Annotated in this window: 15 protein-coding genes; 5 read left to right on the forward strand and 10 right to left on the reverse strand. The window is 63.6% G+C overall.

The window, feature by feature from the left end; translation table 11 throughout:
* Positions 1 to 8: 8 nt before the first annotated feature.
* Both hrpB and GC121_RS13470 read right to left on the reverse strand, forming a co-directional pair.
* Complete coding sequence (hrpB, locus tag GC121_RS13465; protein ID WP_151975173.1) at positions 9 to 2,525, reverse strand: ATP-dependent helicase HrpB; 2,517 nt, start codon at positions 2,523 to 2,525, stop codon at positions 9 to 11.
* Positions 2,526 to 2,643: 118 nt separating this feature from the next.
* Complete coding sequence (locus tag GC121_RS13470; RefSeq protein WP_151975175.1) at positions 2,644 to 3,666, reverse strand: polyprenyl synthetase family protein; 1,023 nt, start codon at positions 3,664 to 3,666, stop codon at positions 2,644 to 2,646.
* 97 nt (positions 3,667 to 3,763) lie between these two features.
* On the opposite strand from GC121_RS13470, the gene GC121_RS13475 reads away from it, so the two are divergent.
* Positions 3,764 to 4,054: a chorismate mutase gene (locus GC121_RS13475; protein WP_234421265.1), complete on the forward strand. Its 291-nt coding sequence runs from the start codon at positions 3,764 to 3,766 to the stop codon at positions 4,052 to 4,054.
* Between the two features lie 76 nt (positions 4,055 to 4,130).
* Here GC121_RS13475 and GC121_RS13480 read toward each other — a convergent pair whose 3' ends face one another.
* The 4 genes from GC121_RS13480 to GC121_RS13495 form a co-directional block, all read right to left on the reverse strand.
* Positions 4,131 to 5,330 carry a hypothetical protein gene (locus tag GC121_RS13480; RefSeq protein WP_151975179.1) on the reverse strand — a complete coding sequence of 400 codons (1,200 nt, stop codon included), beginning with the start codon at positions 5,328 to 5,330 and terminating at the stop codon, positions 4,131 to 4,133.
* 117 nt (positions 5,331 to 5,447) lie between these two features.
* The gene (locus GC121_RS13485; protein WP_151975181.1) at positions 5,448 to 6,959 is read right to left on the reverse strand and encodes a HAMP domain-containing sensor histidine kinase; all 1,512 of its coding nucleotides are present in this window, start codon (positions 6,957 to 6,959) and stop codon (positions 5,448 to 5,450) included.
* Complete coding sequence (locus GC121_RS13490; RefSeq protein WP_151975183.1) at positions 6,892 to 7,569, reverse strand: response regulator transcription factor; 678 nt, start codon at positions 7,567 to 7,569, stop codon at positions 6,892 to 6,894. The genes GC121_RS13485 and GC121_RS13490 overlap by 68 nt, the downstream gene beginning before the upstream one ends.
* Positions 7,570 to 7,657: 88 nt before the next feature.
* Positions 7,658 to 7,978: a hypothetical protein gene (locus GC121_RS13495; protein ID WP_151975185.1), complete on the reverse strand. Its 321-nt coding sequence runs from the start codon at positions 7,976 to 7,978 to the stop codon at positions 7,658 to 7,660.
* Between the two features lie 119 nt (positions 7,979 to 8,097).
* Here GC121_RS13495 and GC121_RS13500 point away from each other — a divergent pair, with 119 nt between their 5' ends.
* Positions 8,098 to 9,915: an ABC-F family ATP-binding cassette domain-containing protein gene (locus tag GC121_RS13500; protein WP_151975187.1), complete on the forward strand. Its 1,818-nt coding sequence runs from the start codon at positions 8,098 to 8,100 to the stop codon at positions 9,913 to 9,915.
* 76 nt (positions 9,916 to 9,991) lie between these two features.
* Complete coding sequence (locus GC121_RS13505; protein ID WP_151975189.1) at positions 9,992 to 11,155, forward strand: hypothetical protein; 1,164 nt, start codon at positions 9,992 to 9,994, stop codon at positions 11,153 to 11,155.
* 40 nt (positions 11,156 to 11,195) lie between these two features.
* Here the strand turns inward: GC121_RS13505 and GC121_RS13510 are convergent, their stop codons facing one another.
* A complete protein-coding gene (locus GC121_RS13510) occupies positions 11,196 to 11,495 on the reverse strand; it encodes a TM2 domain-containing protein (protein WP_234421269.1) in 300 nt (99 codons plus the stop codon).
* 70 nt (positions 11,496 to 11,565) lie between these two features.
* Positions 11,566 to 12,039: a DUF6456 domain-containing protein gene (locus GC121_RS13515; protein ID WP_151975191.1), complete on the reverse strand. Its 474-nt coding sequence runs from the start codon at positions 12,037 to 12,039 to the stop codon at positions 11,566 to 11,568.
* Positions 12,040 to 12,150: 111 nt separating this feature from the next.
* Here GC121_RS13515 and GC121_RS13520 point away from each other — a divergent pair, with 111 nt between their 5' ends.
* Positions 12,151 to 12,723: a helix-turn-helix domain-containing protein gene (locus GC121_RS13520; RefSeq protein WP_151975193.1), complete on the forward strand. Its 573-nt coding sequence runs from the start codon at positions 12,151 to 12,153 to the stop codon at positions 12,721 to 12,723.
* A gap of 17 nt (positions 12,724 to 12,740) precedes the next feature.
* Positions 12,741 to 13,922 (forward strand): glycosyltransferase, encoded by a 1,182-nt coding sequence (locus GC121_RS13525; protein WP_151975195.1) that lies wholly within the window; start codon positions 12,741 to 12,743, stop codon positions 13,920 to 13,922.
* Positions 13,923 to 14,010: 88 nt separating this feature from the next.
* Here the strand turns inward: GC121_RS13525 and secF are convergent, their stop codons facing one another.
* Both secF and secD read right to left on the reverse strand, forming a co-directional pair.
* The gene (gene secF, locus GC121_RS13530; RefSeq protein WP_151975197.1) at positions 14,011 to 14,988 is read right to left on the reverse strand and encodes a protein translocase subunit SecF; all 978 of its coding nucleotides are present in this window, start codon (positions 14,986 to 14,988) and stop codon (positions 14,011 to 14,013) included.
* 16 nt (positions 14,989 to 15,004) lie between these two features.
* The gene (gene secD, locus GC121_RS13535) at positions 15,005 to 16,603 is read right to left on the reverse strand and encodes a protein translocase subunit SecD (protein ID WP_151975199.1); all 1,599 of its coding nucleotides are present in this window, start codon (positions 16,601 to 16,603) and stop codon (positions 15,005 to 15,007) included.
* Between the last annotated feature and the right edge of the window lie 22 nt (positions 16,604 to 16,625).

Raw genomic sequence — 16,625 nt, forward strand, 5'->3', positions numbered from 1 at the left:
AAGCGGGGCTATGTGCGGTTGAAAACATTTTTGGTCTTGAGACTCGGCTTTTCCAACCAAGGCTCATCCGGCCAGCGGTGCTTGGGGTAGCGCCCCTTCATATCCTTGCACATATCCACCCAGCTCCCGCGCCAGAAGCCGGGCAGATCGCGGGTCGCCTGGATCGGCCTGGCAGCAGGGCTGGTGAGGTGGATCAGCAGCGGTGTCTCTCCGATCATCGGATGCGCGTCGAGCCCGAACAGGGCCTGCACCCGCACTTCCACACTGGGCGCATGGTCACCCGCATAATCGATGGCGTGAGTAGTACCCGCCGGACTGGTGAAGTGCCGGGGCGCGCGCTGGTCGAGTTGCTGGCGCTCGTCCCAGCCCAGCAGTCCCAGCGCTGCCTCGGCAAAGCGCGCTTGCGGCAGGCCGAGATCACGGCGACTAGCGAGCATCGGCGCAAGCCATTCGTCGGCCCGCTGGCGGAGCTGGCTTTCCGAAAGCGTCTCCACTCCGGCAAAGCGGGCGCGGGCGAGGAGGCTGGCGGGCAGCAATTCCCCCAGCTTCTCCCCGGCCTTTTGCACAAGGATATCCACAATCGCTTGTTGGTCGGGATAGGGATCAGGCCCGTTCGCCAGCGTGATCGCGCCGAGCCGCCGCTCGCGCCGAGCCTCGACCCGGCCCTCCGCATCATTCCAGCGTGCCACGGTGCCGGTCTCGCTCAGATGGGCAAGGTTCTGCTCGACCTCCGCCGCGGTGAGCCGCGCCGCTGCCGTAATGCGCGCGGCTTTCGCCTTGCCCTGCGCGTCGCCGATGACCAGCCATTCGGCGCGGGCCAGCGGGGACGCCGGATCGAGCTGGAACCCCCGCCCACCTGCGCTGAGCCAGTTCTCGCCCGAAGCATCGCGGCGGCGCGCGATCATGTCAGGCCGACCAGCGGCAAGGAGGATGGCGGGAGACAGTCCAAATCCAACAGATGCCGTGTGTCCTGAGCTTGTCGAAGGACTGCATTTTTGTTGGCGATGTGCCGGACTAGAAGAAGAGGGCAGCCCTTCGACAGGCTCAGGGCAGTCGGAAATCTGGGTGGCCCTCCGCGCCCAGCCTTCCGCCAACCGCTCCGCCCCCTTGGCGCGCGCCGAGCGATCCCCCGCCCAGCGCGCCAGCCGCGCCTCCAAATCCTCGGAACGCCCGCCCAGTCCGCGCTCTTGCAACAACACGGCGAGCCGCGCCGCTGTCAGAACATCGCCCGCCTCGACTCCCGCCAGCAGCATGGCGGCCTGCCATGGCTCCATCGGCAGCGCCGCAATCTGCTTGCCGCGCGGGGTGAGCACGCCTGCATCATCCAACGCGCCGAGCGCCCGCAAGCGTTCGCGCGCGCTCGCCAGCGAAGCCTCGGGCGGGGCGTCGAGCCATTGCAGGCTGGCGGGATCGGCGACGCCCCATTGTGCCAGCGCCAGCACCAGCGGCGCGAGATCAGCGCTGAGCATTTCCGGCGTGTCAAATTCGGGACGACCCGCATGACCGCCCTCTTCCCACAAGCGATAGGCGACACCCGGCCCTTGCCGCGCCGCGCGCCCTGCCCTTTGCGCTGCTGCGGCCTGACTGGCGCGGCCAGTCACCAGATGCGTCGTCCCTGCTGCACGGTCGAATTCGGCGCGGCGCGCAAGCCCGCTATCAACCACCACCGATACGCCATCCAGCGTCAGCGAGGTTTCGGCGATGCTGGTGGCGAGGACGATACGGCGGCGGCCCTGCGCGTCGCGGCGGATCGCGGCGCGCTGGTCTTGCGGCTGCACCTGCCCGTGCAGCGGCAGGATCGGGGTGTTAGAGAGCTTTTCGGCAAGCCGCTCGCGCACCCGCTCAATCTCGCCAACGCCGGGCAGAAAGGCGAGCACGTCGCCCTCCTCCGCCCGCCACGCGGCAAGGATGGCTGACACCATGCTCTCCTCCAGCCGCTTCTCGGGGGAAGCGCCCAGCCATTCGATACGCAGCGAATGCGCCTTTCCCTCGCTTTCGATCAGCGGAGTCCCCTCACCCATCAGCCGCGCAAAGCGCGCGCCGTCGATGGTGGCGGACATGACGCAAATGCGCAGATCATCGCGCAGCACGCCCTGCGTTTCCAGCGCCAGCGCAAGGCCCAGATCGCTATCGAGATGCCGCTCATGCGCCTCGTCAAACAACAGCGCGGAGACGCCGGTAAGCTCCTGATCTTCCATCAAGCGATTGACCAGAATCGCCTCGGTCACGACGAGGATGCGCGTCGCTTTGCTGGTTTTGCTGTCGAGACGGGTGAGATAGCCCACGCACTCGCCCACTGGCTCGCCCAGCAATTCCGCTATCCGCTCCGCCGCCGCGCGTGCGGCGACACGGCGGGGGCTGGTGAGGATGATTTGCCCAGTGCACCACGGCTGATCGAGCAGCGCGGGGGCAACTGCGGTGGTTTTGCCGGCCCCCGGCGGCGCGATAAGCACGGTTGATCTGTGCTGCTCCATCGCGCGGAGCAAGTCCGGCAGGACGGCGTTTATGGGGAGCGACGTTTCCAAAACTAAATCCGCTCATGCTGAGCTTGTCGAAGCATCGCTTTTCCTTTCTCATCCTGCGCTAGAAGAAAGGACGACCCTTCGACAAGCTCAGGGTGAGCGGGAAAAGAAACTGCTTCGCCTAATACCCCCGCGCCACGGCAAACTGCGCCGCCTGAACCATCGCGCGGCGGGCGGCGGAATCGGGGAAGATATCGAGCGCGTCGCAAGCCCGCTGCGCATAATGGCGCGCGCGCTCCCGCGTGGCGGAGACGCAATCATGCTTGTGTATTAACGCCACCGCATGGGCCAAGTCTTCATCCTCGGTGGTGAAGCCCGCAATCGCATCCTGCCAGAAGCGCCGCTCCGTCTCGTCACCGCGCGCATAGGCGAGGATCACCGGCAGCGTCATCTTGCCTTCGCGGAAATCGTCGCCGCGATCCTTGCCCATTTCGGCGGCATCGGAATCGTAGTCGATCGCATCGTCTACCAACTGGAAGGCGATGCCGAGATTGCGGCCATAGGCATCCAATGCCAGTTCCTCGTCCTCGCTGCATTCGCCGACGACTGCGGCAATACGGCTGGCCGCCGCAAACAATGCTGCGGTTTTCGCGCCGATAATGTGCAGATAGCGCTCTTCGGAGGTTTCGATCTTGCGCTGCGCAGTCAGCTGGTCAACTTCGCCCTGCGCGATGATCGCGCTGGCGCTGGAGAGGATTTTCAGCACTTTCAGGCTGCCATCCTCCACCATCAGTTCAAACGCCCGGCTGAACAGGAAATCGCCGACCAGCACGGTGGCGGGATTACCGAAGACGATATTCGCCGCTTCCTTGCCGCGCCGCATTTCGCTGCCATCGACTACGTCATCATGCAGCAGCGTGGCAGTGTGGATGAATTCCACAGCGGCGGCGAGCTTGTGGTGGCGGGTGCCCTGATAACCCACGACTTCCGCCCCGGCGAGCGTCAGCATCGGGCGCATCCGCTTGCCCCCGCCCGCAATCAAATGCCCGGCCAGCGCCGGAATCAGCGGAATTTCGCTCTGCATCCGGTCGAGGATGATCGCGTTCACCGCATTCATGGGTGTCGCGGTCAGCGAGAGGATCGGCGCGAGCGTCGGACGCTCCTCACCATTTTTGCGTTTCAAGGGGACGACGTTGTCGCTCATGCCCTGCTCATTGGGGACAAGCGCGCAGCTTGGCAAGCTGGCTTTTTCGTCGCATTCACAGGTGCAATATTGTTGCGGCGCTTGTATGGCAGGCGCAATGAACGAAACGACCGACCAGCAACTCGCCGCATTTCGCAAAAGCATCGACAATATCGATGCCGCGCTGATCCACATTCTGGCGGAGCGGTTCCGCATCACACAGGCGGTGGGGGAGTATAAGGCAAAGAACCGTCTGCCCCCCGCCGATCCCGCGCGCGAGACCAAGCAAATCGCCCGGCTGCGGGCACTGGCGGTGGAGGCAGATCTCGATCCAGAGTTCAGCGAGGCGTTGCTGCGCTTCATCATCGATGAAGTGATCCGCCACCACCGCAAGGCGCGCGGCGACTGATTGCGCAAAAGAAAACGGCCCGGAAGGAGAACCTCCCGGGCCGTCGTCTCCCCCCCGTCTTGAGGGTCAGTTCAGGCTATTGCGGCTGAGTTTCTGCCACACGTTCAGCGCGCGACGGCCTTTGCGGAGCCGTGCGTGCGGGAGCGGGTGCAGGGGCCGGTGCGCTTGCTGCCGGCGCCGGTGCTGGGCGCGGCGGCGGTGGGGCAGCCTGCGGACGCGACGGCGGCGGGGCAGCCTGGGGACGCGGCGCGGGAGCAGGGGCCGGTGCGACGCGCTCCGGCCTTGGCGGCGGAGCTATGTCGACCGGCGCCGTGGGATTGCGCGGTGACACACCGGCGGGCGGCGGAGCCGGACGCTCCATCCGCTCGGTGCGATTGCCACGGTTACCGTCATCACCACGCGTCGGGCGCGGAGCTTCGCCGTTCGGGCGTTCGGGCCGCGGGCGGCGCTCGAGAGAAGGCTCGCGCGGCGCAACAGACGGCGTCGCAGTGCGGTTCGGGCGCTGGGGCCGTTCCGCCCCAGGTTCGCGCGGCGGACGCGGCGACTGCGTGCGCGGCGGCGCTGCCACCGGCGGCTGCGGCTGCACCCAACGCTCGCCAACAGGCTGCGGCATGGGGCGCGGCGTCTCGATACCGCGACCATCGCCGCGTTCGGGCGGGCCAGATGCCGTGTCGAGTTCGCGCGGCGGACGGGCAATCAGCGGACGGTCGGTGCCCGTCGTGCCAGCACTATCGCCCCGCCCGCGCCGGTCGCTATACCGGTCATCGCGGCGATCACCCCGGTCACGCCCGGATCGGCGGTCTGCCGCATTCTCGGCAATGCGCTGCACGGTGTCGCCTTCGCGCAGGTGGCTGCGGCGGTCGTAGCGCCAGTCGCGGTCATACCGTCCCCAACGCTGGTCGCGGTAGCGGTGCTCCTGACCGTAACGGTTCCAGTCGCGATAGCGGTAGGGAACCGAATATCCGAAGCGGCTGAAATTGAAGTAGAAATCATTGTAGCTGTTGCGCCGCGAATACCAGTAATCGCGGTGCCGGCGCGACCAGAAATATTCGGTGCCATAGCGGTCGTAGACATACTCGCCCACGCCGGGGTAGTAGTAGTCATCATACCAACCGTAATAGCCTGCTCCGTCATCATAATCGTAATATCCGTAATCGGCATAGGCATCGTCATAATAGCCGTAATCGCTGTAGCCATATCCGCCATAGCTCACACAGGCAGACAGGCCGAGCGCGGCGGCTCCGGCAAAGGCGATTTTCAGAACTCGGTTGTTCATGGTCACTACCCCCGACATTTCACTGTCTCATTTTCTATCGGCTGTGTCGTGCATAAATTCTGACCGGCTGTGACAGCATTCAGAAAGGTTTGCGGGTGCGAAACTGAATGCATCGCATCACTCCGAAGGCGCGCGCGGCAGGATCAGCTTGACCAGCAATCCGCCCAGATCCTCGCTTTCGTGCAGGCTGACGGTGCCGCCGTAAATCTGCGCCACATCGCGCACAATCGCGAGGCCGAGGCCGGTGCCCGGCTTACCCGTATCCAGCCGCGCCCCGCGCCCGAATATATCGTCCCGCGCCTTTTCAGGGATGCCCATGCCGTCATCCTCAATCCAGATCACGCATTCTTTCGCGTCAGGCTCCGCATCGATGGTGATGAACACGCTGCCCCCGCCATATTTGGCGGCGTTCTCGATAAGATTGCCGAGCAACTCGTCGAGATCCTGTCGCTCCATCGCCACATCGGCGTCCGGCCCTGCAATATCGAAGCGGACGTGCTGGTACAGGCGCGATACGGCACGTTCGACGCCTTCTGCACTCTCCCTTGCCGATGCCCGCGAAAGGCCTGTCGCCCGCCGCCCCACGGCGCGTGCCCGCGCCAGATGGTGGTCGACATGGCGCTGCATCACATCCGCCTCGCGCAGCACCGCTTCGGGCAGGTCAGGCGATTTGGCGTGCGCGGCATTGTTGAGCACGGTGAGCGGGGTTTTGAGCGCATGCGCCAGATTGCCCGCATGGGTGCGCGCCTCTTCCGCCTGCCGTTCCGAATGTTCGAGCAGCGCGTTCAGCTCCTCCACCATCGGTTGCACTTCGAGCGGCAGCGGCTCGGTGACGCGGTTGAAGCCGGTGGTGCGGATGCGGGCAATCGCTTGGCGAACACGGCGCAGAGGCCCGAGGCCGTACCAGGTCTGCGCCATCGCCATGAGGAACAGGCCGATGCCCAGCACTGCAAAAGACCAGATTAGGGTCAGGCGCACCTGATTGATCTGCGCATCTATGAAGCTGCGATCTTGCGCGACGACGAATTGCCACTGCACATCGCTGCCCGGCAATTGCACCGTGCGCTGGACGATGCGCAGCGTCTCGTCATCGAACTGCTCTGAATCATAAAAAATTGGCTCCAAAGCGACAACATCGCGCACAACCAGCCGGTCATCCCACAGGCTGCGCGATGGAAACGGCTCATGCCCCTCCCCGCTAATCTGCCAGTACGAACCGCTCCCCGGTTCGAGATAATTTTGGTCGCCTAGGATCGAATTGAACTCAACGCCCCAGACCGGATCAACTTCGGCAGAGCGTAGCATCGAATTGAGTGGAATTAGCAGGCGATTGTCGAACTCAGCCTCAATCTGGTTGGCCAGAACGCGGTCCAGCGCCACGCCGCCCACCGAAAGCAGCACGATGATCCACCCCGCTGCGATCATCATCATCCGGCGTGCGAGGCTGCCGGTGTGCGGGACTTCGAAAAACGCCTCTTCTTCGGGCGCGTCTTCGGGAGCTGCGTCTTCTTCCGAAGCCGCAACAACCTCTGGCAGAGAGACGTCGCCGGTGTCGTCCGCGCTATTCGCGCGGCGCTTCGTCGGGGTCGTCGAGGCTGTAACCGAGGCCACGGATCGTTGTAATGACATCTGCGCCAAGTTTCTTGCGGATGCGCGTTACGAACACTTCGATCGTGTTCGAATCGCGGTCGAAATCCTGATCGTAGATATGTTCGATTAACTCCGTCCGACTCACCACCTTGCCCTTGTGGTGCATCAGATAGCTGAGCAGCTTGTATTCCTGCGCGGTCAGCTTCACCGGCTGTCCCGCCAGCGTTACGCGGCCCGAGCGAGTGTCGAGCCGCACATCGCCCGCAGTCAGCTCGCTCGACGCATTGCCCGAAGCGCGGCGGATCAGCGCACGCAGGCGGGCAATCAGTTCCTCGGTCTGGAACGGCTTGGCGAGATAATCGTCCGCGCCCGCATCCAGCCCGGCCACCTTGTCGCTCCAGCTATCGCGCGCGGTCAGCACCAGCACGGGGAACTTGCGGCCTTCCTTGCGCCACATCCCCAGCACGGTCAGCCCGTCAATCTCCGGCAGGCCTAGATCGAGCACAACCGCGTCATACTCCTCGGTCGAACCCATGAAATGCCCGTCCTCGCCATCGGTGGAGAGGTCCACCGCATAGCCGTTTTGCTCCAGCGTCGTTTTCAGCTGCTGGCCAAGCGTCGGCTCATCTTCAACAATCAGAAGGCGCATCGAAAAATCCCTGTCAAACCACGGCGCAATCTGTTGCGCACTCGCTGAAACGCGTCAAGCAAGCAAGGAGTTTCCTGTGGGGAGAGGTTTAGCGCGAATAGCGCAGAATGCGCGCGCTGCGGGCATCGACATCGACCCAGATCATCCGCCCGTTGCGAATGAATTTGAGGCGATAGGCCTGCACTTCGGGATCGTACTCGAAGCCGATATATTCGTCGCTCTCGCGCATCTGCGGGATAATCCGCCGCTCGATATCGCGGATCGGCATGATCCGCCCCGCTTCCATCTGTGCCCGCGCGGAGGATTGCTCACCGCCCCGATCACGGTCAAATGCCTGCGCGGCGGCAGGCGCGCTGGCACACGCGGCGGCCAAGGCAATGGCGGAGAAAAGGGCATTCGGCGTTCTCATGATGGCTCTGTGCCTAAAGGCGGCGCGTTGAACAAGGTGTGAATTGCGCGCGGCGGCGGCGTTCAGACTTGTTTCGCCGCTTGTCACATCCTGCTGGCCGCCGTAGTGGCGCGCGAGCGATGGCAGAACCCCCACTCCTCAGTCTCGAAGGCGTCGGCTTGCATCAGGGCGGGCGCTGGCTGTTTGGCGATCCTGCGACCAGCGACGGGCTGGATCTCCATGTCGGCGCGCGCGACCGGATCGCACTGATCGGTCGCAACGGTGCAGGCAAAACCACGCTGCTGCGGCTGATCACCGGTGAACTGGAAGCTGATCGCGGCACCCGCAAGGTTAAGCCGCACGCCAATATCGTCTGGCTCGAGCAGGAGCCCGATTTTGCCGCGCACTCCACGCTGATGGATTTTGCCACCAGCGGCACGCGCGCTCCGCCAGAACACGCGGTGGAATCCATCGCCGGGCAACTCGGCATCGATATGAGCCGCGAGGCCGCGACAGCCAGCGGGGGCGAGCGCCGCCGCGCTGCCATCGCCCGCGCGCTGGCGCAGGAGCCCGATCTCATTCTGCTGGACGAGCCGACCAACCACCTCGATCTCGCCGCGATTGACTGGCTGGAGACCTGGCTCACCCGTTTCAATGGCGCGTTCATCACCATCAGCCACGACCGGACGTTTCTCAAACGCCTGACCCGCGCGACGCTGTGGCTCGACCGGGGCAATTTGCGGCGCAAGGAAGTCGGCTTTGGCGGCTACGAGGCTTGGGAAGAACAGGTCTACGCCGAAGAGGCGCGCGCGGCGGAGAAGATGGACGCCAAGCTGAAGATCGAGGCGCACTGGCTTGAACGCGGCGTCACCGCACGGCGCAAGCGCAATATGGGGCGGCTGGAAAAGCTGTGGGATATGCGCGCCGCCCGCGCCGCAATGATCTCCCCCGCTGGCACCGCCAAGCTCAAGCTCAGCAGTGATGCCGAGTTCAAAAGCAAAGCGGTGATCGTGGCGGAGGATATTTCCAAAACCTACGGCGACCGCCCGATCATCAAGCCCTTTTCGCTGCGCATCCAGCGCGGTGACCGGATCGGCATTGTCGGATCGAACGGCGCGGGCAAAACCACACTGCTGAAAATGCTCACCCGCGAGATTGAACCCGATACCGGCAGCGTTACCCATGCCAAAACCTTAAGCGGCGTAATGATCGATCAGCAGCGCGCGCTGCTCCGGCCCGAACTCACCGTGCGGCAAGTGCTGGCCGAAGGCGGCGACTGGCTGGATGTGCGCGGGGTGCGCAAGCACGTGCAGGCCTATCTCAAAGACTTCCTGTTCGATGCGAGCCTGATCGATGCCAAGATCGGCACCTTCAGCGGCGGCGAACGCAGCCGCCTGCTGCTCGCCCGCGAATTTGCCCGCACCTCCAACCTGCTGGTGCTGGATGAGCCGACCAATGATCTCGATCTCGAAACGCTCGACCTGTTGCAGGAAGTGATCGCCGATTATGAAGGCACGGTGCTGATCGTCAGCCACGACCGCGACTTTCTCGATAGGACAGTTACGGTGACGCTCGGCCTTGATGGCAGCGGCACGGTGGATATCGTCGCGGGCGGTTACGAGGATTGGGAAGCGAAGCGGAAGAAGGGTGCCGCACAACGCCCGAAATCTTCCCTCCCCGATGCGGTTGAATCCGCAGAAGAGCCTGTCGCCCGCAAGCCGGAGAGCAGCACCAAGCTCTCCTACAAAGACCAGCGCGATTACGAACTGCTGCCCGACCGTATCGCAGAACTCGAAGCGCTGATCGCCAAAGGCGAGACCGCGCTGGCTGACCCGGGGCTCTACAGCGCCGATCCCGCCCGGTTTGAACGGATTTCCAAATCGCTCGAACTCGCGCGCGCCGAGAAGGACGAATCTGAGGAACGCTGGCTCATGCTGGCGGAGCAGGTCGAAGGCTAGATCTGCAAACATGGCTAATCCGCGTTAACCAGTTTTGGTTACAGCGATTGCACCAAACCACCGCAAAAGGCGGGATATGGGCAGTGCCGCATCTTCCGCGCTTCGCGTCGACGAAACCGCTTATGGCAGTCTTGAAGGTCTGGGTTCAGGCCTCGGCGGCGTGCGCAAATTCAAGAAGCAGCCGGTGCTGGTACTCGACCCCGAGGAACTGGCGCAGGCCCATGCCGCCTTCCACGAAGCATCGGCGGAACAACTTGGCGAGACGGTTGAACGCGCACCCAAGCCGGCGATGATCCTCGGCCTCGCGCCGATGGATGATGACGATCTGGAGGAAATGGGCGAGGCCGACGATGGGGGCGAGGATGCCGATACCGGCCAGCCCTCGGCAGAGGCCGTGCTCTCGCTCACCCGCCGCAAGAGCGCGCCGCTCCTAGATGAGGACGACGCGCTGGCGTTCGATGACGGAATTGATTTTGCAGGCGACGATGAGGCGCTCGACGAGGACGACATCGGGATGGGCCCGATCGAACGGCTCGGCACGATCGAAGACGGGCTCGATATCGCGAACCGCATCTTCCCCACACTGGCAATCAGAAGCGGCGTTTATCACGAACCGGTAAACGTTCCTCCTCCTCCCGTGCAGCGTGCCGAACCGGAGCAGCCGGAACTTTCGCCTTCCCCGCCGGTCGAGCCGAAAGCGACCGCGCTGGAAGCGGTTGCACGTCGGATCGAAAACAGGCCGCGCTTGGTCGAGCCTGCGCCGACAGTGGTGCAAGCGCCGGAGCCGGAGCCGGTCGCAGAGCCCGTCCGCCCCGCGGTCGTATCACCCGCTCCCGTTCGGTTCGACGAACTCAATCCGGCCAAGGATTACGATGTGCCGGAAGATATCTACGATCTCGACCGCTGGCTCAGCGACGAGAGCGAACCCGAGGAGGTTGCGCCTCAAACCAATGACCAGGCAGAGACCCCTCACCCTGTCGTTGCAGTGCCTGCCGCATCCGAACCTGTCAGCGAAGACATCACCGTTACCGGTGATGACAGCATCGATGGCTACGCCTTCATGCGCGAACAGGCCGAGCGGCGCAAAATCGTCCATGCTGCACAACCGGGCCAGCAAAGCGCCCTGCGGGCCAAGCTGCTCCGCGAAGCCGAGGCAGCGCGCGAGGCGGAAGCTGCCGCATCGGGATCAGTGCTTGTTCGCTTGTGGAACCGCCTACTCGCTTTCCTGCGCCGCCGTTAACTGCGCGCATTCAAGTCAAGATAGGTCGTCTACTCCCTGTTCAATCGAACGCGAACTTGTCCGCAATCTTCATGTTTTCCTCGCGGACAATCCCCGCGATAAGGAAGAGGTCAACGATGATCCAAATTCCGAGAGGAATCCACGCCACAAAAAATGTTACCCAGCCAAGCAACCAAAGCGCCAACTGACCAACTGCTGTCCCGGTTCGGCCAAGGTAGAATCTGTGAGCGCCGACACCTCCAAGAAAAAGGCACAGAAGATAGCTGACGCCTGCTGATTTCTTGTTCGCGTCGTACATCATCTGTGCACGAGCTCCTGTCAGCATTGATCGCTCATCCATATCTGCCCTCCCTTTGTTGTAGACCAAGTTTTATCAGCAGAGTTTGGAAAAATTGCAAGCAGCAAGTGGATCACCCGATCCGGTAGAAATCCGCCACCCGGTCGAGCGCGATCCGCAGCACCAGCTTGCCGCTGCGCGCGGGCCAGCTCAGCGCCTTTTCCGCGACAGGCAAGGTCTCGCCCGCGCAGACGACGCGCCACAGGATATCCTCCAGCCCCCTGCCCGCCTGCCGCAAGGCGCCGTCGAACCGCTGGCGCGCGGCGATCTGGCGTTCGGTGGGGGAAAGGCCAGCATCTCCGGTGCTTCTGATCCGCACCGGATCCCAGCGCATCGTCACCGCCGGGCCAAGTTGCGCGCGCTCGTAATCTGCCCGCAGCCACTCGCCCGCATCGAACAATCGCGCATCGAGATGGCCGTGCGCATGGAGCCAGCCGAGCGGGCTTTCGGCAAGGTTCACCGTCACGCTCCGCTTGCGCCGCCCCACCCCGCCCTGACGGCGCGGGCCTTCGGGGGTTAGTTCACGTTGCACATACTGGCGCTGCATCCGGGCCTCCTTCATCGTGACGATGGCAAAACCCTTGCATTTGCAAATCGGTTGTAGGAAAGAGAAAAAGTTGCCAATTGGGTTAATCGGGCTTGCAACAGGGAGCCGCAGATGATCAATCGCATCCGGGATATCCGCAAGCGCAAGGGGATGACCCTTGCCGAAGTCGCCGCCGCCTGCACCCCGCCCACCACCGCGCAAACGATCGGGCGGCTGGAAACCGGAATGCGCAATCTCTCGCTCACGTGGATGAACCGCATCGGGGCCGCGCTCGGCGTTGATCCGGAAGCGCTGGTCAAGGCCGAGGACGAGGCGCAGCCGCAAGTCGTGGCGCGGCTCACGAGCGGCGGGGCGGAGAGCCTCTCCAGCCCGCGCGATGCCATCCTGCCCACCGAACTGGTCGATAGCGGTAAGCTCGTCTGTCTGGAGATCGAGGCAGGTCAGGGCGAATACCGCGCAGGCGACCAGTTGTGGATGCGCCAAGTCTCGCCCGATGATGCCGCGCAACTCATCAATCGCGATGTGCTGGCCCCGCGATCAGGCGGGCGGTTTGCCTTTGGCAGGCTAATAGACCGGCAGGGGGCGCTGGTCGGATTGCTGCCACCGGGCATCGGCCAGCGGCAGATCGTGATCGACAGTCCGGCCTGGCTCGCCGTGGCCGAAATGCTGGTGCGCAAGCTCTAACGCCGGAACACAGCCCCATGCCCCGCCTCCTCTCGATAGCCACGCTCTATCCCAACCGTCATGTGCCGCGTTTCGGCACGTTTGTGGCGCGGCAGCTAGAGGCGTTGGCGGCAATGGACGGGTGGGACGTCACCGTCATCAATCCCATCGGCGTGCCGCCCGTGCCGATGGGCCGGTACAAGGCCTTGGCCGATGCAGCGGTGAGCGGCGAGGAGGCGGGTGTGCACGTCCACCGCCCGCGCTTCACGCTGATCCCCGCGGTGGGCGGGCCGTTTAACCCAGCGATGATCGTGCGCGCCGCCCTGCCCCTCGCCCACCGGTTGCACGCCGAAGAGCCCTTCGATCTGGTCGATGCGCAGTTTTTCTATCCCGACGGGCCTGTTGCCGCGCGCATTGGGGCGGAGCTTGGCCTGCCCTTCAGCATCAAGGCGCGCGGAGCAGACATCTCGCATTGGGGGCACAAGCGCTATGCCCAGCGAAAAATGGCCGCCGCCGCGCGACAGGCGGCAGGGCTGCTCTCGGTCAGTCAGGCACTAGCGGAGGACATGGCCGCCATCGGCCTGCCACGTGACAAGATCACGATCCATTACACCGGTCTCGACCGCGAACTGTTCCGCGTGCGCAACCGCGCCAAGCAACGGCGCAAGCTGGCGGAGCACCACGGCATCACCTTGCGCGAGGACGAGCGCCTGCTCGCCTGCGTCGGCGCGCTGATCCCGCGCAAGGGGCAGGAATATGTGCTGCGCGCGATGACCGGCCTGCCCGAAGTGCATTGTGTGTTTGTCGGCACCGGGCCCGATTCCGCGGCGCTCAAACAGCTCGCTTACGAGCTCGATCTGCCGCACCGGGCGCATTTCCTCGGCAGTCTCGACCATGGCGCGCTGCCCAAGCTGCTCTGCGCGGCGGAAGCGATGGTGCTGCCTTCGGAAAGCGAGGGACTGGCGAATGCATGGGTTGAGGCTTTGGCTTGCGGGACACCGCTGGTCATCACCAATGCTGGCGGCGCGCGCGAGCTGGTCAAGCAGCCATCCGCCGGTCGCATTGTTGAACGCAGCGCCGAAGCCATCGCGCTGGGCATTCACGACGTGCTGGAAGCCCGCTACGCCCCCGACGACGTCGCCACAAATGTCGCGCAGTTCAGCTGGGAAGCCAATGCGGCGAATTTGGCGGCGTTTTACGAGGGGCTGATCGCAAAGTAATCGTCATTGCGAGCGCGGCGCGGCAAACCCGTGAAGCTGGGACTGGATTGCCGCGTCGTCTGCGGCTCCTCGCAATGACGTTTGCTGATTAAACCTCGCCGCGGGCGCGCTTTTCCTGCCGATCCGCCACCGTTTCTTCGGGCACGAAACTGTCCGAGGAAACGCCCAGCCAAATCAGGATCGGCGCCGCCATATAGACCGAGCTGTAAGTTCCGACGAAAATGCCCAGCGTGATCGCCGCCACCAGACCGAACAGGCTGTCCGGGCCGAACAGCAGCAGCGGCAGCAGCGCGATAAGCAGCGTCAGACTGGTCATCACCGTGCGGGCCAGCGTTTCGTTCACCGATAGATCAAGCAATTCGGGCACCGGCATCTTGCGGAATTTCTTCAGATTCTCACGGATGCGGTCATAAATCACGATGGTATCGTTCAGCGAGTAGCCGATGATCGCCAGAATGGCGGCGATGATTTGCAGTCCGAATTCGAGCTGGAACAGCGCGAACATCCCCAAGGTCAGCGACACGTCATGGAACAACGCAAACAGTGCGCCGACGCCGAACTGCCATTCGAAGCGCACCCAGATGTAGATCGAGATAGCGATCATGGCGAACAGCAGCGCCAGCAGCGCGGTGCGCTGGAATTCTTCGGCGACCTTGCCCGATACCGTTTCGTTCGCGTCGCGGCGGACATTTTCGAAGTCGGCCTGGATCTTCGCGATCACCTCGTCACCGATGGCGGTTGCCGCACCCGGCTGGTCTTCTGCACCTTCGGGCAAGCGCACACGGATGCTCACCGAGTTGGCATCGCCAAACCGTTGGATGGTCGGCTCGCCATACCCCAGTGTGCCCAGATTCTCGCGCAATTCGGCAATCGGCGCTTCGGCGCGATCTTCAAAGGTGACGCGGACTTCCTGGCCGCCGGCAAAGTCCACACCCAGATTGAGGCCGTTGAACCACACCAGACCCCAGCTCGCCGCGATCAGCAGCAGGCTGACGACGTAGAACGGCATCCGCCATTTGAGGAAGCCGATATTGGTATTTTCGGGGACGAGTTTGAGCAGTCGCATAGTGGTTCCCTCCCCCTTAAATCACGAGATCGGACGGGCGCTTGTCGCGCAGCCATCCGGCCACCCACATCCGCGTGAGCGTGACGGCGGTGAACACGCTGGTGAACAGGCCGATAATCAGCACGACGGCAAAGCCGCGCACCGGCCCCGATCCGAACAGGAACAGCAGCACACCGGCGATGAAATTGGTCATATTCGCATCATAAATCGCGCGGCTCGCTTCCTTGTAGCCGGTTTCCACCGCCGCAATGACCCGCCTCCCGCGCCGCCGCTCCTCACGGATACGCTCGTTAATCAGCACGTTGGCATCCACCGCCGCGCCGATGGTCAGCACGAAACCGGCAATGCCCGGCAGCGTCAGCGTGGTGTTCATAAACGCCATGATGCCGAGGATCATCAGCACGTTGAGCACCAGCGCCACGGTCGAATAAACGCCGAACCGCCCGTAGGTGGCGATCATCAGCGCGATCACCAGCAGCGTGCCGACGGCCATGGCGATGCCGCCTTTGACAATCGAATCGCGGCCCAGATCAGGCCCGACCGTGCGTTCCTCGACAACCGTCAGATCGACCGGCAGCGCACCCGAATTGAGGCTGATGGCGAGGTTGTTCGCGGTATCAACGGTAAAGCCGCCCGAAATCTGCGCCTGCCCGCCACAAATCGGCTCATTGATATTCGGCGCGGACAGCACCTGGCCGTCCAGAATGATGGCGAAGGGGCGGTTGACGTTCTCCGTTGTCAGCGAACAGAAGCGCGAGCCGCCCTGTGCATCGAACTGGATCGAGACGACCGGCTCGTTCGTTTGCGGATCGAAGCTCTGCTGCGCACCTTCCAGCCGGTCACCGCGAATGCCGCCAAGGCGGCGCACAGCGATGGATTGGCCGACCTGCTCGGAAGTATCCGCGAAGGGGAAAATCTCGCTACCCGGATTGGCGACACCTTGCTGGACATCGGTGGGCAGCGCGTTTACGTCGACCAGCTTGAATTCCAGCTCCGCCGTCTGGCCGAGCAAGGCCTTAAGCGCCTCGGGATCTTCCAGACCCGGCACCTGCACCACGATGCGGTTGTCGCCTTGGCGAATGATCGTCGGCTCGCGCGTGCCGAGCGAGTCGATGCGGCGGCGCACCACTTCGGTGGCGCTGTTCATCGCATTGTCGATGGCTTCGTTCAGCCCTTGCTCGGTCTGGATCAGGATCACGCGGTTGCCGTCTTCAACCTCCAGCCGCCATTCGGCAACGACGCCGGTGCCGTTGATGATGTTGGAAAGCGCATCGCGCACCCGGTCAATATCGCCCGGATTTTCCAGCATGAAGGAGAGTTGCCCGTTCAGCGTCGAAACGTCGCTGAAGCGGATGTCCGGATCGGCATCGGTGAGGATCTGGATGACCGATTCCTCGGTCGATACCAGCCGCTGCTCCGCCACTTGCGCGGGATCGGCTTCGAGCAGAATGTGGCTGCCCCCGGCAAGGTCGAGGCCGAGATTGATCTCGGGCAAGTCGAACTGCTCGTGCCACGTGTCTCCCGACAGGCCCATGATGGAGGGGATCGCCAGCGCGGCGAGCACCAGCGTTATCCCCCAAAGAAATACACGTCGCCAAAGCGGAAAATCGAGCATGGCCGCGGCCCTAGCCTTCTGT

It is taken from the genome of Erythrobacter sp. EC-HK427, from assembly GCF_902498745.1.
Taxonomy (GTDB): Bacteria; Pseudomonadota; Alphaproteobacteria; order Sphingomonadales; family Sphingomonadaceae; genus Alteraurantiacibacter.

Coding starts and splice junctions, on each gene's coding strand:
- GC121_RS13495 (WP_151975185.1), bottom strand. CDS start 7,978: ATGAGAACGCCGAATGCCCTTTTCTCCGCCATTGCCTTGGCCGCCGCG.
- GC121_RS13470 (WP_151975175.1), bottom strand. CDS start 3,666: ATGAGCGACAACGTCGTCCCCTTGAAACGCAAAAATGGTGAGGAGCGT.
- GC121_RS13510 (WP_234421269.1), bottom strand. CDS start 11,495: ATGGATGAGCGATCAATGCTGACAGGAGCTCGTGCACAGATGATGTAC.
- GC121_RS13480 (WP_151975179.1), bottom strand. CDS start 5,330: ATGAACAACCGAGTTCTGAAAATCGCCTTTGCCGGAGCCGCCGCGCTC.
- GC121_RS13475 (WP_234421265.1), top strand. CDS start 3,764: ATGAACGAAACGACCGACCAGCAACTCGCCGCATTTCGCAAAAGCATC.
- GC121_RS13500 (WP_151975187.1), top strand. CDS start 8,098: ATGGCAGAACCCCCACTCCTCAGTCTCGAAGGCGTCGGCTTGCATCAG.
- GC121_RS13520 (WP_151975193.1), top strand. CDS start 12,151: ATGATCAATCGCATCCGGGATATCCGCAAGCGCAAGGGGATGACCCTT.
- GC121_RS13485 (WP_151975181.1), bottom strand. CDS start 6,959: ATGTCATTACAACGATCCGTGGCCTCGGTTACAGCCTCGACGACCCCG.
- GC121_RS13515 (WP_151975191.1), bottom strand. CDS start 12,039: ATGCAGCGCCAGTATGTGCAACGTGAACTAACCCCCGAAGGCCCGCGC.
- secD (WP_151975199.1), bottom strand. CDS start 16,603: ATGCTCGATTTTCCGCTTTGGCGACGTGTATTTCTTTGGGGGATAACG.
- GC121_RS13505 (WP_151975189.1), top strand. CDS start 9,992: ATGGGCAGTGCCGCATCTTCCGCGCTTCGCGTCGACGAAACCGCTTAT.
- secF (WP_151975197.1), bottom strand. CDS start 14,988: ATGCGACTGCTCAAACTCGTCCCCGAAAATACCAATATCGGCTTCCTC.
- GC121_RS13525 (WP_151975195.1), top strand. CDS start 12,741: ATGCCCCGCCTCCTCTCGATAGCCACGCTCTATCCCAACCGTCATGTG.
- GC121_RS13490 (WP_151975183.1), bottom strand. CDS start 7,569: ATGCGCCTTCTGATTGTTGAAGATGAGCCGACGCTTGGCCAGCAGCTG.